Source organism: Thioclava sp. JM3 (assembly GCF_002213185.1).
In the GTDB taxonomy this organism is placed as follows: Bacteria; Pseudomonadota; Alphaproteobacteria; order Rhodobacterales; family Rhodobacteraceae; genus Thioclava; species Thioclava nitratireducens.
The window spans coordinates 216,647-232,473 of sequence record NZ_NBOB01000004.1; the positions used below are offsets into that span (position 1 = coordinate 216,647).

Genomic DNA, 15,827 nt, shown 5'->3' on the forward strand with positions numbered 1-15,827 from the left:
CCATCCGGGCCCGCGCCGCTGACGTCGTCTTGTTCGAAAGCTGCCTGCACGCGCACGCATCGGGGGGGAGCCTGCGCGGGCGCAGGCCTCACAGGTAATCGGCGCGCGCGAGGCCGTATTTCGCCATCTTCTCGTTCAGCGTCCGACGCGGCAGGCACAGTTCTTCCATCACCGCCGAGATCGACCCCTTGTGGCGCCGCATCGTGTTGTCGATCAGCATCTTCTCGAAGCTCTCGACATATTCTTTGAGCGGCTTGCCCTCGGTGGTGATCGCAGCTGGGCCCGCCTCTTCGTCGTCGGTCATCAAGAGCGACGCGATGGAACCCGACCCCCGGCGCGATTGGAGCACCGCGCGTTCAGCCACGTTGATCAGCTGGCGCACGTTGCCCGGCCACGGGGCCTGCAACAGTTGTGCCGCTTCCTGCGCCGTCACTTCCGGCACGTCGCAGCCGTATTCGTCCGCGAATTGCTCGGACATGCGGTTGAACAGCGTCAGGATATCCTCGCCGCGCGCACGCAGCGGCGGCAGGGTAATCTTCAGAGCGGCCAGACGATAATACAGATCGGGGCGCAGCGCGTCCTCGACCGTCTTTCCCTCGCCATGGGTGTTGCAGATCGCGACGATCCGGGTCTCCGCAGGCGCGCCCTGATCGTTGATGAACTGCAAAAGCCGCGCCTGCAGCGACTGGCTGAGCGCCTCGACATCCTCGAGACAGAGCGTGCCGCCGCGGGCCTCTTCCATCAGCGGCAGACCGCCCTCCTCGACCGGGCCGAACAGCTTGGCAGAGAGGGCTTCCTCGGTCAGCGCGGCGCAGCTGACCATGACGAATTTCTTTCCCGCGCGGGGACCCGTCGCGTGCAATGCATGGGCCACGAGCGTCTTGCCGGTGCCGGTCTCGCCATCGATCAGAACGTGGCCATCAGCCTGAGACAGATCGAGAATATCCTCGCGCAGGCGTTCCATCGGTTCGGAGGTGCCGATCAGCTTGCCCATCACCTTCTCGCCCTCGGCCAGATCGCGGCGCAGCGCGCGATTATCCAGCGTGGTGCGCCGCGCCTGCGTGGCGCGTTTGGCCAGTTCGGTCATCCGGTCGGGCGAGAACGGCTTCTCCATGAAGTCCATCGCGCCAAGGCGCATCGCCTCGACCGCCATCGGCACATCGCCGTGGCCGGTGATCATGATGACCGGCAGACCGCTATCGATGCCCATCAGCCGCTTGAGGAAGGCCATCCCGTCCATGCCGGGCATCCGGATATCGGTGATCACCACGCCCGGCCAGTCGGGGCCGATCACTTTCAGCGCATCTTCGGCGCTGGCATAGGTCTCGGCGTCGAAGCCCGACAGCGCCAGCCATTGGCTGACCGACTGCCGCATGTCTTCCTCGTCATCGACGATCGCTACCTTCATTAGTCTTGCCATGTCTTACTCCGCGGCCTTTATGGCCCTGTTCTTGTCCGCCAGAAGGGGCAGCTGCACTTCGAACACCGCGCCCCCGCTTTCGGAATTATGGGCGGTCAGACGCCCCCCGAAATCACTGATGATGGAGGACGAGATCGCGAGGCCCAGCCCCGTCCCCTCCCCCGGTTTCTTCGTGGTCCAGAACGGCTCGAACAGCTTGTCGAGATCCGAGATTCCGGGACCATTGTCACGCACGCTCAGAACGGCCGTTTCCCCCGAGGTAAGCAACAACTCCACCTGCGGTTCCTCAACGGACTTGGTAGCGTCGAGTGCATTGCGCAACAGGTTGATGATCACCTGCTCCAGCCGGATGCGGTCCGCCATAACCATAACAGGACTCCGCGGCATGGTGCGGGAAATGTGCAATTTGCGAATTTTCAGCTGCGGCTCCATCATCGAGAGCGCCTCCGACAGCGCCACCCGCAGGTCCACCGGCTCGAACGCCTCGCCGCCCTTGCGGGCATAGGATTTAAGCTGCCGCGTGATCGCGCCCATGCGACCGATCAGGTCGTCGATGCGCTGGAAGGAGGACAAAGCCTCCTCCACCCGGGCGCGCTGCAACAGCAGTTTCGCGCCAGCCAGATAGGTCTTCATCGCGGCCAGCGGCTGGTTCAACTCGTGGCTGACGGCAGCCGACATCTCGCCCAGAGCGGCGAGCTTCGAGCTTTGCGCGATCGTCTGCTCGGCCACTGCCAGATCCTGCTGCGCCTTCTCACGCTCGGCGATCTCGCGGCTCAGGCGCGCGTTCAACTGGCGCAGCTCCGCCGATTCCGCCCGCAATTCCTGGCTTTGCCGCCGCGCCCGGCGTGATAGCGCGTAAAAGACCAGCGCCAGCAGGATCGCGAAGCCCATGATCTCGAGCGCGAGCACGGCGTTCACCCGTTCGCGCACGGAATCGTAGCTGGTAAAGGCGATCATTTTCCAGCCGCGGAACGGAATGCGCGCCTCGGTCCGCATCACCGCACGGCCCTTCAGATAGGCGTCGGGCGCATCATTCGCCCAGTCCGCGGTCGCCTGCAGCGCGCGTTCGATCGCGGAGGGGGCCGAGCGTGCGGCCAGCGCCTCCGACATCGTCACGCCGCGCCAGCGCGGCTCGGTCGTCAGGATGATCTTGCCCTCGCTGTCGACCACGGCCAGCGCATCGGAAATCCCGGCCCAGGCACGCTCGAATTTCGACAGGTCCGCTTCGACGACGATCACGCCGACGGGCTTGTTGTTCTGGATCACCGCCCGCGAGTAGTCGAACTCGGTGCCGCCTGCCTCGGGCTCGTTGACCGAGAAGATCGTCCCGCGCGAACGGGTCGCATCGACGAAGAAGGGCGCGTTCGGAAATGGCGTGCCGATCTGCGTGCGATTGGTCGAGGCCACAACGCGGCCCTGCATGTCCAAAAGTCGGATCGAGGCGACAGCGACCTCTTTCTTGGCCGTGATCAGCTGCGCGGAGGCAGTGGAATAATCAGTCGTATCAAGAGCTTGCGTCAGTTGCGGATCGCGCGCCAGCAACAGCGGCACCACGGAGGTCCGCTGCAATTCCGACATGATGTTGCCGGTGTAGAGCGCGAGGCGCAGCTCGGTGCGCACGCGCGTCGTCTCGGTGAAACGCTGAGTGAGCCACTGGTTGGTGATCCACATCACCGTCCCGGCCAGCGCGAGGATCAGCACCACCGCGATGCGCAGCAGCCAGCGGGCCCGCGGCGAGCGCGCCATAACGCCGAGCCCGCCCTCACCTTCGGGCGGCTCATCCGGTAAAATCGTCGAACGTGTCTGCACGTGCGTCATGCGCGAAGTCTAAGCCAAGGCCCAGAGCGCAACAAGCGCGCGAGATCAGGCGGTTGCCAGCATCCCGCTCAACGCGCGGAAAAGCGCCGCCCCGTCGGCGCCGCCCTGCGCAGCCTCGATCGCGCGTTCGGGGTGGGGCATCATGCCCAGCACCCGGCGGTTCTCGCTTAGCACGCCCGCGATATCGTCGACGGACCCGTTGGGGTTCTCCACATAGCGGAACGCCACGCGGTCCTCGCCCTCGATACGCGCGAGGCCCTCGGGGTCGATCTGATAGTTGCCGTCATGGTGTGCGACCGGGATCATGATCTCCTGACCAAGCTCATAGCCCGAGGTATAGGCGCTGTCGGTCGTCGCCACGCGCAGCGCCAGCGGTTTCGATACGAATTTCAGCCCCGCATTGCGCATCAGCGCGCCCGGCAGAAGCCGCATCTCGGTCAGCACCTGGAAGCCGTTGCAGATCCCCATGACATAGCCGCCCTTGCCCGCGAAATCCGCCACGGCCTGCCCGATGGGCGAGCGCGAGGCGATGGCGCCGCAGCGCAGGTAGTCACCATAGGAGAACCCGCCCGGCACACCGATGATGTCGATGCCTTCGGGCAATGCGGTTTCCTTGTGCCAGACCTTGACGACATCCGCCCCGGCTGCCGCGAAGGCCATGCTCAGGTCACGGTCGCAATTCGATCCTGGGAAGGTGATGACGGCGGCTTTCATGGGTGCAAACTCCTGGCCTTGAGGGTCGAACCTGTCGAGTAAGGCCAGTACGGCCTTCGGCTTGGTACAAATATCCCGGGGGGAATTGGCCGGCAGGCCACGGGGGCAGCGCCCCCACCCTGCCCGGATCAGGCGATCTCAATGGTGTATTTCTCGATCACGGTGTTGGCGAGGAGCTTCTCGCACATTTCCTTCACCTCGGCCTCGGCGGAGGCGGCGTCGGTGGCGGTCAGGTCCAGCTCGATCACCTTCCCCTGACGCACGCCTTCGACGCCGCCGAACCCCATATGGCCCAATGCGTGACGGACGGCCTCGCCCTGCGGGTCGAGCACCCCATCCTTCAGCATCACATGAACGCGGGCTTTCATCACGAGCGGTCCTTTCAGTTGATCAGCGTCGGTTTGATCGGCTGGGTATTCGTCGGTAGCACGCCAAGGCGCTTGGCGACTTCGGTGTAGGCATCGGTCAGATTGCCCAGATCGCGGCGGAACACGTCCTTGTCGAGCTTCTGGCCCGTCTTGACGTCCCACAGGCGGCAGCTGTCGGGGCTGATCTCGTCGGCCACGATCAGACGCATGAAATCGCCGTCCCAGACCCGGCCAATCTCGATCTTGAAATCGACCAGCTTGATGCCGACGCCATAGAACACGCCGGTCAGGAAGTCGTTCACGCGCAGCGCCAGCGCCACGATGTCATCAAGATCCTGCTGGCTCGCCCAGCCAAATGCGATGATGTATTCCTCGGGCACGAGCGGATCGCCCAGCTCGTCGTTCTTGTAGCTGTATTCGACGATCGGGCGCGGCAGCGGCGTGCCCTCTTCCAGCCCCAGACGCTTCGCGATCGAACCGGCGGCGAAGTTGCGCACGATCACCTCGAGCGGCACGATCTCCACCTGGCGGATCAGTTGCTCGCGCATGTTGAGACGTTTGATGAAGTGGTTCGGCACGCCGATATTGGTCAGGCCGGTCATGAAGTATTCGGACAGGCGATTGTTGAGCACGCCCTTGCCCTCGATCACATCGCGCTTCTGCGCGTTGAAGGCGGTCGCGTCGTCCTTGAAATACTGGACCAGCGTTCCGGGCTCGGGGCCTTCATACAGAACCTTCGCCTTGCCTTCGTAGATCTTCTTGCGCCGGGGTGCCATCGCGTCTCCGTTCTCGCTTGGCGCGGACGTCGTGGGAGCCTGCGCCACATCCCGAACGGAATACCGCGCCGCCCCTGCGCGCCGTCCGCGAAAGGGTGTCGCCCGCCCTATAGGACAAGCCCGCGAGTCTCGCAAGGTAAAGCGCACAGCCGTTCACGCGGATGCACAGCCCCGTCAAACCGGCCAAATCGCGGCCCTTTCCTCTTGCGGCGCGCCCTGTGCATGTGCATATCGATGGTAACGGAGACTTTACCGGGAGGGACGAGGGCCATGACCACCTTCGACGATCGCGAAAACGCTTATGAGAACAAGTTCGCGCATGATGCCGAACTGCAGTTCAAGGCCGATGCGCGCTGCAACAAGATGCTGGGCCAATGGGCCGCGGGCCTTCTGGGCAAGACCGGCCCCGAGGCCGATGCCTATGTCCGCGAGGTCGTGACCTCCGATTTCGAGGAAGCGGGCCACGAAGACGTGTATCGCAAGCTCTCGGGCGATCTAGGCGACAAAGCCGATGAACAAACGATCCGCGCGAAGATGGCCGAATGCATGGCCGAGGCGCGCCGTCAGGTGGTCGACGAGGCCGAGTGAGCCCTCGCCCATGACACGGATTGAAAGGCCGGATGCCCTGCGCGTCCGGCCTTTTGCATATCGAGCCGAGATCGCAGCCCCTTCATCAAGAACATGAAGGAAACGAATTTGCCAAATCCCGCCTGTCATGGCAGGACAAAGCCAACCGCCGCGCCAGACGCGGCCCTTTTGCATTTGACGAGGCCCTTATGACCGCCCCGAAAACCGACGCGCTGAGCCGCCTTCTGGAAACCCGCGATTGGCTGATGACCGATGGCGCGACCGGCACGAACCTGTTCAACATGGGGCTGGCCTCGGGCGAAGCGCCGGAACTGTGGAATGCCGACGAGCCCGCGAAGATCGCGAAGCTCTATTCGCTCGCCGTCGATGCGGGCTCGGACCTGTTCCTGACAAACAGCTTCGGCGGCAATGCCTCGCGACTGAAACTGCACAACGCCCAGAACCGCGTGCGCGAGTTGAACCGCCTCGCCGCCGAGATCGGCCGCGAGGTCGCCGACAAGCAGTCGCGCCCGGTGGTCGTTGCGGGCTCGATGGGCCCGACGGGTGAGATTTTCGCGCCGATGGGTACGCTGACCCACGAACTCGCGGTCGAGATGTTCCACGAACAGGCCGAGGGTCTGAAAGAGGGCGGCGCGGATATCCTCTGGGTCGAGACGATCTCGGCGCAGGAAGAATACAAGGCCGCCGCCGAGGCCTGCCATCTGGCGGGGATGCCGTGGTGCGGCACGATGAGCTTCGACACTGCAGGGCGCACGATGATGGGGCTGACCTCGCAGGCGATGGTCTCGATGGTCGACAAGCTGGCCCACCCGCCGCTGGCCTTCGGCGCGAATTGCGGGGTCGGCGCATCGGACCTTCTGCGCACCGTTCTTGGCTTTGCCGCCACCGGGACCGAGCGCCCGATCATCGCCAAGGGCAATGCGGGCATCCCGAAATATGTCGACGGTCATATCCATTACGACGGCACGCCCGAGCTGATGGCGGAATATGCGGTGATGGCGCGCGATTGCGGCGCCACGATCATCGGCGGCTGCTGCGGCACGATGGCCGAGCATCTGGTCGCGATGCGCGAGGCGCTGGAGACGCGTCCGCGCGGCGAGCGCCCGACGCTGGATCAGATTTCCTCGGTTCTGGGTGGGTTCTCGTCGGAGGATGACGGCCTGAGCGGGGATGCGCCCAAGCGCGAACGTCGGGGACGTCGGCGCAGCTAGGCGCGGTTTGAGGGGCGCTGCCCCTCGGCCTTGCGGCCTCACCCCGGGATATTTGAACCAATACGAAGGAAGGGCCGGGATTTTTCTCGGCTGATGGAGCATGCACGCGTCTCAGACGAAATCAGAACAGTTCGAGCTGATCGCCCGGCCGGGGCGGCACGCGGAACTGCGTCACGTCGAGATCGGGCAGATGACGCGCGAAGCCCAGCCGCTTGCAGCTCAGCTTGAACCGCTGCTGCAACAGCTCGGCCATTTCGCCCTCGCCCTTCATCCGCTCTCCGAAGCGCGGGTCGTTGAGCTTGCCGCCGCGCATGTCGCGGATCCGGCCCAGCACCTTCTCGACCTTGCCGGGGTGATGCCGCTCCATCCAGTCGGCGAAAAGCGGCGCCACCTCGTGCGGCAGGCGCACCGGCATCATCGAGGCGGCCTTGGCCCCTGCCCTGCGCGCCTCGGTCAGGATCGCTTCGAGCTCGTGATCGGTCAGTCCCGGGATCATCGGAGCGGCCATGACGCGCACCGGGATGCCCGCGCGCGACAGTTCGCGGATCATGCGGATCCGGGTCGGCGGGCTCGGGGCGCGGGGCTCCAGATCGCGGGCGAGTTTGGCGTCGAGCGTCGTGACCGACACGCCGACCTGCGCCAATCCCGCCTCGGCCATCGGCGCGAGGATGTCGAGATCGCGCAGGATGGTCGAGCCGCGGGTGACGATGGAGACCGGATGGCGATAGGCCTGCAGCACTTCCAGAACGGCGCGCATGATCTCCATCTTGCGCTCGAGCGGCTGATAGGGATCGGTATTCGTGCCGATGGCGAGCACGTTCGGACGATAGCTTTTCTTGCGCAGCTCTTCTTCGAGCACCTGCGGCGCCTCGGGACGCGCAATCAGCCGGGTCTCGAAATCCAAGCCCGCCGAAAGGCCGAGATAGCCGTGACTGGGGCGCGCGAAGCAGTAGATGCAGCCATGCTCGCAGCCGCGATAGGGGTTGAGCGAACGCTCGAAGGGCACATCTGGCGACTGGTTGCGGGTGATGACGGAGCGCGGTCGCTCTACCGAGACTTCGGTTCGGGTCAGACGCTCCTCTTCGGGAATGTCCCAGCCGTCATGTTCGGGCGCGCGGGAGAAGGGCTCGAACCGGCCCACGGGGCGCGCCGCGGCGCCGCGCGCGCGCAGACGCTCGGACGGGTTCGCGGGGGGAAGGTCGAATGGCAGACTCATGCTCGGAATTTAGAACGAAATGAGAACATTTGCCAAGTAGAGTCCGGGCATCCGCCCGGCAACACCATGCGAGGTCGGACAAAACACCGCGCATGTCGCAATTCGCCAAGACTTGACGGGGCCACGGCCCCACCACAGGGTAACACCGGCTAGCAGGAGACTATTGGACATGGCCGAAGACGACGACGATATCATCCTCTCGGAACTCGACGATGACGAGCTTACCGCGCAGATGATGGATGACCTCTATGACGGTCTCAAGGAAGAGATCGAAGAGGCCACCCGCATCCTGCTCGACCGCGGCTGGACGCCGTATGACATTCTGACCAAGGCCCTCGTCGCGGGCATGACCATCGTGGGCAACGACTTCCGCGACGGTATCCTGTTCGTGCCGGAAGTTCTGCTGGCGGCGAACGCGATGAAGGGCGGCATGGCCATTCTCAAGCCGCTGCTGGTCGAGACCGGCGCGCCGCGCATGGGCAAGATGGTGATCGGCACGGTGAAGGGCGATATCCACGATATCGGCAAGAACCTCGTTGCGATGATGATGGAAGGCGCAGGCTTCGAGATCGTCGATCTGGGCATCAACAACCCGGTCGAGAACTATCTCGAGGCGATCGCCCGCGAAGAGGCCGATATCCTCGGCATGTCCGCGCTGCTGACCACCACGATGCCCTATATGAAGGTCGTGATCGACACGATGAAGGAACAGGGCATCCGCGACGATTACATCGTTCTGGTTGGCGGTGCGCCGCTCAACGAGGAATTCGGAAGGGCGATCGGTGCCGATGCCTATTGCCGCGACGCCGCCGTGGCGGTCGAGACGGCGAAGGATTTCATCGCTCGCAAGCACAACCAGATGAGCGCCTGATCGCCGATCGCGGCCGCATCACGCCTCACATACATGGAGAGGGCCCCGATTTTTTCATCGGGGCCTTTTCATGTGCCCTTCCCCGCCCCATACTTGAAAGGAAGGGGGAAACGCGAAATGCCGCTGCCACATTTTCTGCTGCTGATCCTGTTCGTGATCGTTCTGGCCGGCCTGACGATCTGGGCCTTCGCCGCATCGGGGTTCCCGATGGCGATGCTCGGGCTGATGGTTCTCGTCGCAGCAGGCGTTGCCCGGATGATGGCCCGGGTGGAATGACCGCCCGGACAGGTGCCTCGCTTCCCGGCGACACGACCTTAACGAAAGATGGCTTAGCTCCCGAGGGGTCGGGACGGCTTCTGCTGATCGCCTGCGGGGCGCTCGCGCGGGAGATTCTCGCGCTCAAGCGGATCAATGGCTGGGATCATATCGACCTGACCTGCCTGCCCGCCAATCTGCACCTCTACCCCGAGAAGATCACCGCCGCCGTCGAAGAGGCGGTGCTGCATTATCGCGACCAATACGACGATATCTTCGTGGTCTATGCCGATTGCGGCACGGGCGGACAATTGTCGGAAAAGTGCAAGTCCCTGGGCGTCGAGATGGTCGAAGGCCCGCATTGTTATTCGTTTTTCGAAGGCAATGCCGCCTTCGCCGAAACGGCGGAAGACGAAATCACGGCCTTCTACCTCACTGATTTCCTGACGCGGCAGTTCGACGCTTTCGTCTGGAAGCCGATGGGCTTCGCCCGTCATCCGGAACTGATCCCGATGATGTTCGGCAATTACGACCGGCTGATCTATCAGGCCCAGACCGACGATCCGGCGCTCGATGCGAAGGCGCGCGAGGCGGCGGAGCGGCTCGGACTGCGCTATGAGCGGCGTTTTACCGGCTATGGCGATCTGGCCACCAGTCTCGCGAAATTTGCCGCGAAATCGGGCAATCCGGCCTAATCTTCTTTGAATTTTTCTTAAAACCCGGCCTACGGGGCTTGGCATCGCGACGTCAGCCGGGTATTGGCTGCGCCAAATCTCACATCCTCCGGCCCGCCCCTCCCCGGTCGCGGGCCTTTCTAATTGCAGGACGATCTTATGACCCTGTCGCAATGGCGCAGCCAGTGGACTGGCAACTTCCGCGCTGACATCCTTTCCGGTCTCGTGGTGGCGCTGGCGCTGATCCCCGAGGCCATCGCTTTCTCGATCATCGCGGGCGTCGACCCGAAAGTGGGCCTCTATGCCTCCTTCATGATCGCAACGATCACCGCCTTCTTCGGCGGCCGCCCCGGCATGATCTCGGCCGCGACCGCCGCGACCGCGGTGCTGATGGGCACGCTCGTGCGCAGCTACGGGTTGGATTACCTGCTGGCCGCGACGGTGCTGGCGGGCGTGATCCAGGTGATCGCGGGGGCGCTCAACCTCGGGACGGTGATGCGCTTCGTATCGAAATCGGTGATGACCGGCTTCGTGAACGCGCTCGCCATCCTGATCTTCATGGCGCAATGGCCTGAGCTGAACCCGGCCAACGTGCCGGTGGTGGCGACCTATGCGCTCGTCGCGCTTGGCCTTGCGATCATCTATCTGCTGCCGCGCTTCTTCCGCGCCATCCCCTCGCCGCTGATCGCGATCCTCGTTCTCAGCGCGGTCTCGATGGGGCTTGGGCTCGACGACGTGCACACGGTGTCCGACATGGGCGCCCTGCCCGATCAGCTGCCCTCGCTGTTGATCCCCAACGTGCCGTTCAATTTCGAGACGCTGCAGATCATCCTGCCCTATTCGGTGGGCGTGGCGGTCGTGGGCCTGCTGGAAAGCCTGATGACCCAGAACATCGTCGACGAGATGACCGACACTCGCTCGGACCGTCGTCAGGAATGCTTCGGTCAGGGCATCGCCAACTTCTGCACCGGCTTCATCGGCGGCATGGCGGGCTGCGCGATGATTGGCCAGTCGGTGATCAACGTCACCTCGGGCGGGCGCACGCGCCTGTCGACCCTGACCGCGGGGATCGCGCTGCTGATCTTCTGTGTGGTTCTGGGCGAATGGGTGGGCCGCATTCCGATGCCCGCGCTGGTGGCGATCATGATCATGGTCTCGATCGGCACGTTCAGCTGGGCCTCGCTGGGTCAGCTGCGCACCATGCCGATGTCGTCCAACGTGGTGATGCTGGCCACCGTCGCCTTCGTCGTCGCCACCCATAACCTCGCGATCGGCGTGCTGGTGGGCGTGCTGCTCTCGGGCATCTTCTTCGCGGGCAAGATCGCGCGGATGACCGAGATCACCTCGCGCTACAACGAGGCGCATCACCTGCGGACCTATTACATCAAGGGCCAGATCTTCTTCGCGACCGTCGAAGAGTTCAATCGTGCCTTCGACTTCCAGGAGAAGCTCGACCGCGTGGTGATCGACCTGACCCACGCGCATATCTGGGACATTTCCTCGGTATCGGCGCTCGACCGAGCGGTGGGTAAGTTCCGGATGTCCGGAACGGATGTGAAGGTCGTGGGGATGAACCAGGCGACCGAGACGATCATCGACAAGCTGTCGAATGGCGGTCAGGTCGCAGTAGGGCACTAAGCGTCTCAGAGGGGGCTCTGCCCCCGCTTGCTGCGCAAGCCCCCCGAGATATTTCCCCCAATACGAAGGGCGTGTCGGATAAGGCGCGCCCTTTTTCTCAGGCTTCCAGCTCGGTGTCCCAGTAGAGGAAGTCCATCCAGCTTTCATGCAGATAGCCCGGCGGGAAGCGCCGCCCGATGCGGAGCATGTCTTCGGGCTGGGGCTGGCGCGCGGGCTTGAGAAGCTGCATCCCCGAGCGTTCCAGCGGCTTGTTGGCCTTGCGCAGATTGCACGGCGCGCAGGCGGCCACGACATTCTCCCAGCTGGTGATTCCACCGCGCGAGCGCGGAATCACGTGGTCGAAGGTCAGATCGCCCTTCTTGCCGCAATACTGGCACTTGAATTCGTCCCTCAGAAAAAGATTGAAGCGCGTGAAAGCCACGCGCTTCTGGGGTCGGACATATTCTTTGAGGACGACGACGGAGGGGATTTTGAAGGCCTGCCTCTGGCTGCGCACCACCTCTTCGTATTCGGCGAGGATCGTCACCCTGTCGAGGAAGACCGCCTTTATCGCCTCCTGCCAAGGCCATAGCGAAAGCGGGTAATAGGAGAGCGGCCGGAAATCGGCGTTTAGCACCAGTGCCGGATGCTGTCTCAGCGCCGCCGGTTCACGGGTGAATTGCGTTCGAAAATCGGTCCTGTCGCATTCGTCCAGCATGGGTGACTCCGTCCTCGCCCTGTCGCCTGCCTCGGCTCAGGGGCGGGGTCCGCCCCTGCCTTATCCATGACTATATATGGCGTTCGCGATCTGGCAAGCCTCTTGATCTCGCGATTGCTGCCATGCGGCATGGGTAGCAAACTGCCATGACAGGGAAATGACGGCCCAAGACGGAGAATGGAGCCGGGCGTCGCGGCGCTGCGGCATGCCCCGCCGATCAGCCGGGCAGCTTGTCCTGCAGGAAGGACAGCGCCACCGAGAGTCCGTCCGGTGCGATTCCGTGCCCGGTGCCCTTCATTACATGGGCATAAGTGTCGAAACCCGCCGAGACCAGCGCATCGCCAGCCTTGCCCATATCGGCAAAGGGCACGACCGGATCCTGATCGCCATGGATCAGCAGCACCGGCGGCTTCGAGATCGCCTCATTGCCCAGGGCTTCCGGGCGCAGCAGACGCCCCGAGAAGGCCACCAGACCCGCGACCGGTTCGGCGCGGCGCGGCAGCACTTCGAGCGCGGTCATCGTGCCTTGCGAGAAGCCGATCACGGCGAGCTGCGCGGGCGTCAGCCCCTGCTCTTCCAGCACGGAGTCGAGGAACGCATCCACGTCGGCTGCAGCATCCTTGAGACCTTGAGCGGATTCCGCTTCGCTGGAATTGTCGATCCACGGAATCGGGAACCATTGACGACCGTAAGGGGCCGCGCGGCAGGGCTCAGGCGCGTCGGGCGCGAGAAACAGCGTGTCGGGCAAATGCTGGCCCAGCGGATCGGCGAGGCCCAGAAGGTCCGCACCGTCCGCACCGTAGCCATGCAGAAACACCACGGCGGATTTCACCGTACCGGATTGCGGCTCTCTGCGTCCGGCGTCCAGCTTGCGGGTCATGGGGCAACTCCTTCACGATCTTTACACGTCGCGTAATAGGCCCAGAGGCCACGCGCCGCAACCGCGCGCCACGGCGACCAGGCCGCCGATAGCTCATTGAATTGCTTGCGCTTGGGCCGCTCGGGTAGATCGAATAACAGCCGCGCCCCTTCGGCGAGCGCCAGATCGTCGACCGCAAAAACATCGGCGCGGCCCAGAGCGAAGATCAGGTACATCTCCACGGTCCAACGCCCGATGCCGGGGATCGGCAGGAGCTGCGCGACCACCTCCTCGTCGGGCATCGCGCGCAGCCCCTCGAAATCGACACCGGAATTGGAGAGCGCCTGCAGGTAGCGCACCTTCTGGCGCGAAAGGCCACAGGCGCGCAGGTCCTCTTCCGAGGCGCCGGCGATCGAGACCGGATCGCCGAAGCCCGCGCCGATAACCTTGTTGCGGATCGAATTCGCGGCGGCGACCGAGACCTGCTGGCCGATGATCGCGTCGCGCAGCGCCTCAAACCCGTCCTCGCGGCGGCGTAAGGGCCAAGGCCCCGTCAGCGCACAGACCTCCGCAAAACGCGGCTCGGCGCGGCAGAGAAATTCGGTGCCTTCGGCAATGTCGTCTTCGCAGGTAATGATACGTCCAACCATGCGCGACACCCTGCCTCATGCCGCGCCCGCTTGCCAGCCCCCAATCGCCACGCTAGCAAGCTGTCATGAGTGACATTCCCGCCCCTCCCGCCACGCGCGAAATGCGCAACACGATCGTGCTGGTCCTGGCACAGGCGCTGCTTGGCGCGCAGATGCCGATGATCTTCACCGTGGGCGGGCTCGCGGGCCAGATGCTCTCGCCCAACCCCTGCTTCGCGACGCTGCCCCTGTCGCTGATCATTCTTGGCTCGGTCCTCTCGGCACAGCCGATGTCGGAATTCATGGCAGCAAAGGGTCGCCGCGCGGGTTTCATCCTCGCCAATGCGATGGGCGCGCTGGGGGCGGCGACCGCGGCCTATGCGCTGTTCCACGGCTCCTTCGCGCTCTTCATGCTGGGGTCGTTCTTCACCGGTACATACATGTCGGCGCAGGGCTTCTACCGCTTCGCGGCGACCGATACTGCCAGCGCGGAGTTTCAGCCCAAGGCGATATCATACGTGATGGCGGGCGGGTTGGTGGCTGCGATCATCGGGCCGCAGTTGGTGAAAGTCACGAGCGAGGCGATGGTCGTACCCTTCATGGCGACATATCTCGCGATCATCGCGATCAATGCGCTCGGGCCGATCCTGTTTTCCTTCCTCGACATCCCCGCCCCGGGACGGCGCAAGAAGCACGAACGTCACGAGGGCCGCAGCCGCCGCGAGTTGCTGAAAGATCCGGTCATCCTCGTCGCGATGATCTGCGCCATGGTCTCCTACGCGTTGATGAACCTCGTGATGACCTCGACGCCGCTCGCGGTCGTCGGCTGCGGGTTCGAGCAAGCGGACGCGGCCAATATCGTCTCGGCGCATGTGCTCGCCATGTATGTGCCGAGCTTTTTCACCGGCCACCTGATCGCCCGTTTCGGCAAAGAGGCGATCGTGGGCACAGGACTGGCCATTCTCGCCGCAGCGGGTGCGATGGCGCTGAGCGGCGTCGATCTCGCACAGTTCTACGCCACGCTCATCCTCCTCGGGCTCGGCTGGAACTTCGGCTTCATCGGGGCGACCGCGATGCTCGCCTCAGCCCATAGCCCGGAAGAGCGCGGGCATGTGCAGGGGATGAACGATTTCGTGGTGTTCGGCGGCGTCTTCCTCGCCTCGCTCGCCTCGGGTGGGCTGATGAACTGCACCCAGAGCGGCAATGCCCAGGCTGGCTGGCAGGCAGTCAACCTCGCGATGATCCCGTTTCTGACGCTGGCCGGCGCCGCGCTGATCTGGCTGGTGCTGCGCCCGAAAGAGACGCGCTGAGGGGCGCCGCCCCGTCGCCGGACGGCGAAATATATCAAGAAACGCTTCGCCGGCCGGCGACATATATCAAAAAAGACGTGGGCTCTGCCCCCGGGGCCTACGGCCCCCTCGGGATATTTCTCAAGAGCGAAGCGGCCACGCGCCCCTTCGGCTTGGCGAAAATATCCCGGGGCGGGAATTCGCGACAGCGAAGGGAGGGGCAGCGCCCCTCCGGCAACGGATGGGGTCAGGGCAAGGCTCAGGCCAGTTTGGCGATACGCTCTTCGAGCACGTCGAAGGGCACGCCCGGCTCGTCCTTGGCACAGCGGATTACCAGCGAGGTTTTCACGCTGGCGACGTTCTCGGCGGCGGTAAGTTGCCCGGTCAGGAAGCTCTGGAAGCTCGACAGGTCGGGCGCTACGCATTTCAGCACGAAATCGATCTCGCCGTTGAGCATGTGGCACTCGCGCACGAGCGGCCATTCCCGGCAGCGCGCCTCGAAATTCGACAGGTCCGCCTCGGCCTGGCTATGCAGGCGCACCATCGCGAAGACCTGCACCTCGAATCCCAGTTCGCGCGGGTTTACATCGGCATGGTAGCCACGAATGTAACCCGCCTCTTCGAGCGTGCGCACGCGGCGCAGGCACGGCGGGGCCGAAATCCCCACGCGTTTCGCCAATTCGACATTCGTCATCCGCCCGTCCGCCTGCAGTTCAGCAAGGATTTTGCGGTCGATATCGTCGAGCCGAGAGGTGGCCATGTTGAAATAATCCTTCGTGCGTTGCGGCAGAACTTACCGCCGGA

Annotated in this window: 17 protein-coding genes; 7 read left to right on the top strand and 10 right to left on the bottom strand. The window is 64.1% G+C overall.

From position 1 onward, the window contains the following. Nucleotides 1-88: 88 nt before the first annotated feature. The 5 genes from B6V73_RS08960 to purC all read right to left on the bottom strand — a co-directional run bounded on the left by B6V73_RS08960 (nt 89) and on the right by purC (nt 5,096). Complete coding sequence (locus B6V73_RS08960; protein WP_075774544.1) at nt 89-1,420, bottom strand: sigma-54 dependent transcriptional regulator; 1,332 nt, start codon at nt 1,418-1,420, stop codon at nt 89-91. A gap of 3 nt (nt 1,421-1,423) precedes the next feature. Beyond that, nucleotides 1,424-3,166, bottom strand: a complete 1,743-nt coding sequence (locus B6V73_RS08965) for an ATP-binding protein (protein WP_075774543.1) — start codon at nt 3,164-3,166, stop codon at nt 1,424-1,426. Between the two features lie 117 nt (nt 3,167-3,283). Continuing rightward, nucleotides 3,284-3,952 (bottom strand): phosphoribosylformylglycinamidine synthase subunit PurQ, encoded by a 669-nt coding sequence (gene purQ, locus B6V73_RS08970; protein ID WP_075774542.1) that lies wholly within the window; start codon nt 3,950-3,952, stop codon nt 3,284-3,286. Between the two features lie 128 nt (nt 3,953-4,080). Further along, nucleotides 4,081-4,320 carry a phosphoribosylformylglycinamidine synthase subunit PurS gene (purS, locus tag B6V73_RS08975; RefSeq protein WP_088725055.1) on the bottom strand — a complete coding sequence of 80 codons (240 nt, stop codon included), beginning with the start codon at nt 4,318-4,320 and terminating at the stop codon, nt 4,081-4,083. A 14-nt stretch (nt 4,321-4,334) separates the two neighbouring features. Continuing rightward, nucleotides 4,335-5,096, bottom strand: a complete 762-nt coding sequence (purC, locus tag B6V73_RS08980; protein ID WP_075774540.1) for a phosphoribosylaminoimidazolesuccinocarboxamide synthase — start codon at nt 5,094-5,096, stop codon at nt 4,335-4,337. 270 nt (nt 5,097-5,366) lie between these two features. Between purC and B6V73_RS08985 the strand changes: the two genes are divergently transcribed. Then, a complete protein-coding gene (locus tag B6V73_RS08985) occupies nt 5,367-5,684 on the top strand; it encodes a DUF1476 domain-containing protein (RefSeq protein ID WP_075774539.1) in 318 nt (105 codons plus the stop codon). A gap of 188 nt (nt 5,685-5,872) precedes the next feature. Then, the gene (bmt, locus tag B6V73_RS08990; RefSeq protein ID WP_075774538.1) at nt 5,873-6,895 is read left to right on the top strand and encodes a betaine--homocysteine S-methyltransferase; all 1,023 of its coding nucleotides are present in this window, start codon (nt 5,873-5,875) and stop codon (nt 6,893-6,895) included. Between the two features lie 121 nt (nt 6,896-7,016). On the opposite strand, the gene B6V73_RS08995 is transcribed toward bmt, so the two are convergent. After that, nucleotides 7,017-8,111, bottom strand: coding sequence for a PA0069 family radical SAM protein (locus B6V73_RS08995; protein WP_088721751.1), 1,095 nt, complete (start codon nt 8,109-8,111; stop codon nt 7,017-7,019). Nucleotides 8,112-8,280: 169 nt separating this feature from the next. On the opposite strand from B6V73_RS08995, the gene B6V73_RS09000 reads away from it, so the two are divergent. From B6V73_RS09000 to B6V73_RS09010, 4 genes are all read left to right on the top strand, one after another. Further along, entirely contained in the window at nt 8,281-8,982 is a 702-nt protein-coding gene (locus B6V73_RS09000; RefSeq protein ID WP_088718864.1) for a B12-binding domain-containing protein, read from the top strand. Nucleotides 8,983-9,099: 117 nt separating this feature from the next. After that, nucleotides 9,100-9,258 (top strand): hypothetical protein, encoded by a 159-nt coding sequence (locus B6V73_RS20765; RefSeq protein WP_166504540.1) that lies wholly within the window; start codon nt 9,100-9,102, stop codon nt 9,256-9,258. Beyond that, nucleotides 9,255-9,932, top strand: coding sequence for a DUF1638 domain-containing protein (locus B6V73_RS09005; protein ID WP_088725056.1), 678 nt, complete (start codon nt 9,255-9,257; stop codon nt 9,930-9,932). The genes B6V73_RS20765 and B6V73_RS09005 overlap by 4 nt, the downstream gene beginning before the upstream one ends. 138 nt (nt 9,933-10,070) lie before the next feature. Next, entirely contained in the window at nt 10,071-11,549 is a 1,479-nt protein-coding gene (locus tag B6V73_RS09010) for a SulP family inorganic anion transporter (protein WP_075774534.1), read from the top strand. Between the two features lie 97 nt (nt 11,550-11,646). On the opposite strand, the gene B6V73_RS09015 is transcribed toward B6V73_RS09010, so the two are convergent. From B6V73_RS09015 to B6V73_RS09025, 3 genes are all read right to left on the bottom strand, one after another. Beyond that, complete coding sequence (locus tag B6V73_RS09015) at nt 11,647-12,246, bottom strand: HNH endonuclease (RefSeq protein WP_075774533.1); 600 nt, start codon at nt 12,244-12,246, stop codon at nt 11,647-11,649. 217 nt (nt 12,247-12,463) lie between these two features. Then, nucleotides 12,464-13,126: an alpha/beta fold hydrolase gene (locus B6V73_RS09020; protein WP_088725057.1), complete on the bottom strand. Its 663-nt coding sequence runs from the start codon at nt 13,124-13,126 to the stop codon at nt 12,464-12,466. Beyond that, nucleotides 13,123-13,755, bottom strand: a complete 633-nt coding sequence (locus B6V73_RS09025) for a DNA-3-methyladenine glycosylase (RefSeq protein ID WP_088725058.1) — start codon at nt 13,753-13,755, stop codon at nt 13,123-13,125. Before B6V73_RS09025 ends, B6V73_RS09020 begins: the two co-directional genes overlap by 4 nt. A 65-nt stretch (nt 13,756-13,820) precedes the next feature. On the opposite strand from B6V73_RS09025, the gene B6V73_RS09030 reads away from it, so the two are divergent. Further along, the gene (locus tag B6V73_RS09030; protein WP_075774530.1) at nt 13,821-15,044 is read left to right on the top strand and encodes an MFS transporter; all 1,224 of its coding nucleotides are present in this window, start codon (nt 13,821-13,823) and stop codon (nt 15,042-15,044) included. A 238-nt stretch (nt 15,045-15,282) separates the two neighbouring features. On the opposite strand, the gene B6V73_RS09035 is transcribed toward B6V73_RS09030, so the two are convergent. Continuing rightward, complete coding sequence (locus B6V73_RS09035) at nt 15,283-15,783, bottom strand: Lrp/AsnC family transcriptional regulator (protein ID WP_075774529.1); 501 nt, start codon at nt 15,781-15,783, stop codon at nt 15,283-15,285. Between the last annotated feature and the right edge of the window lie 44 nt (nt 15,784-15,827).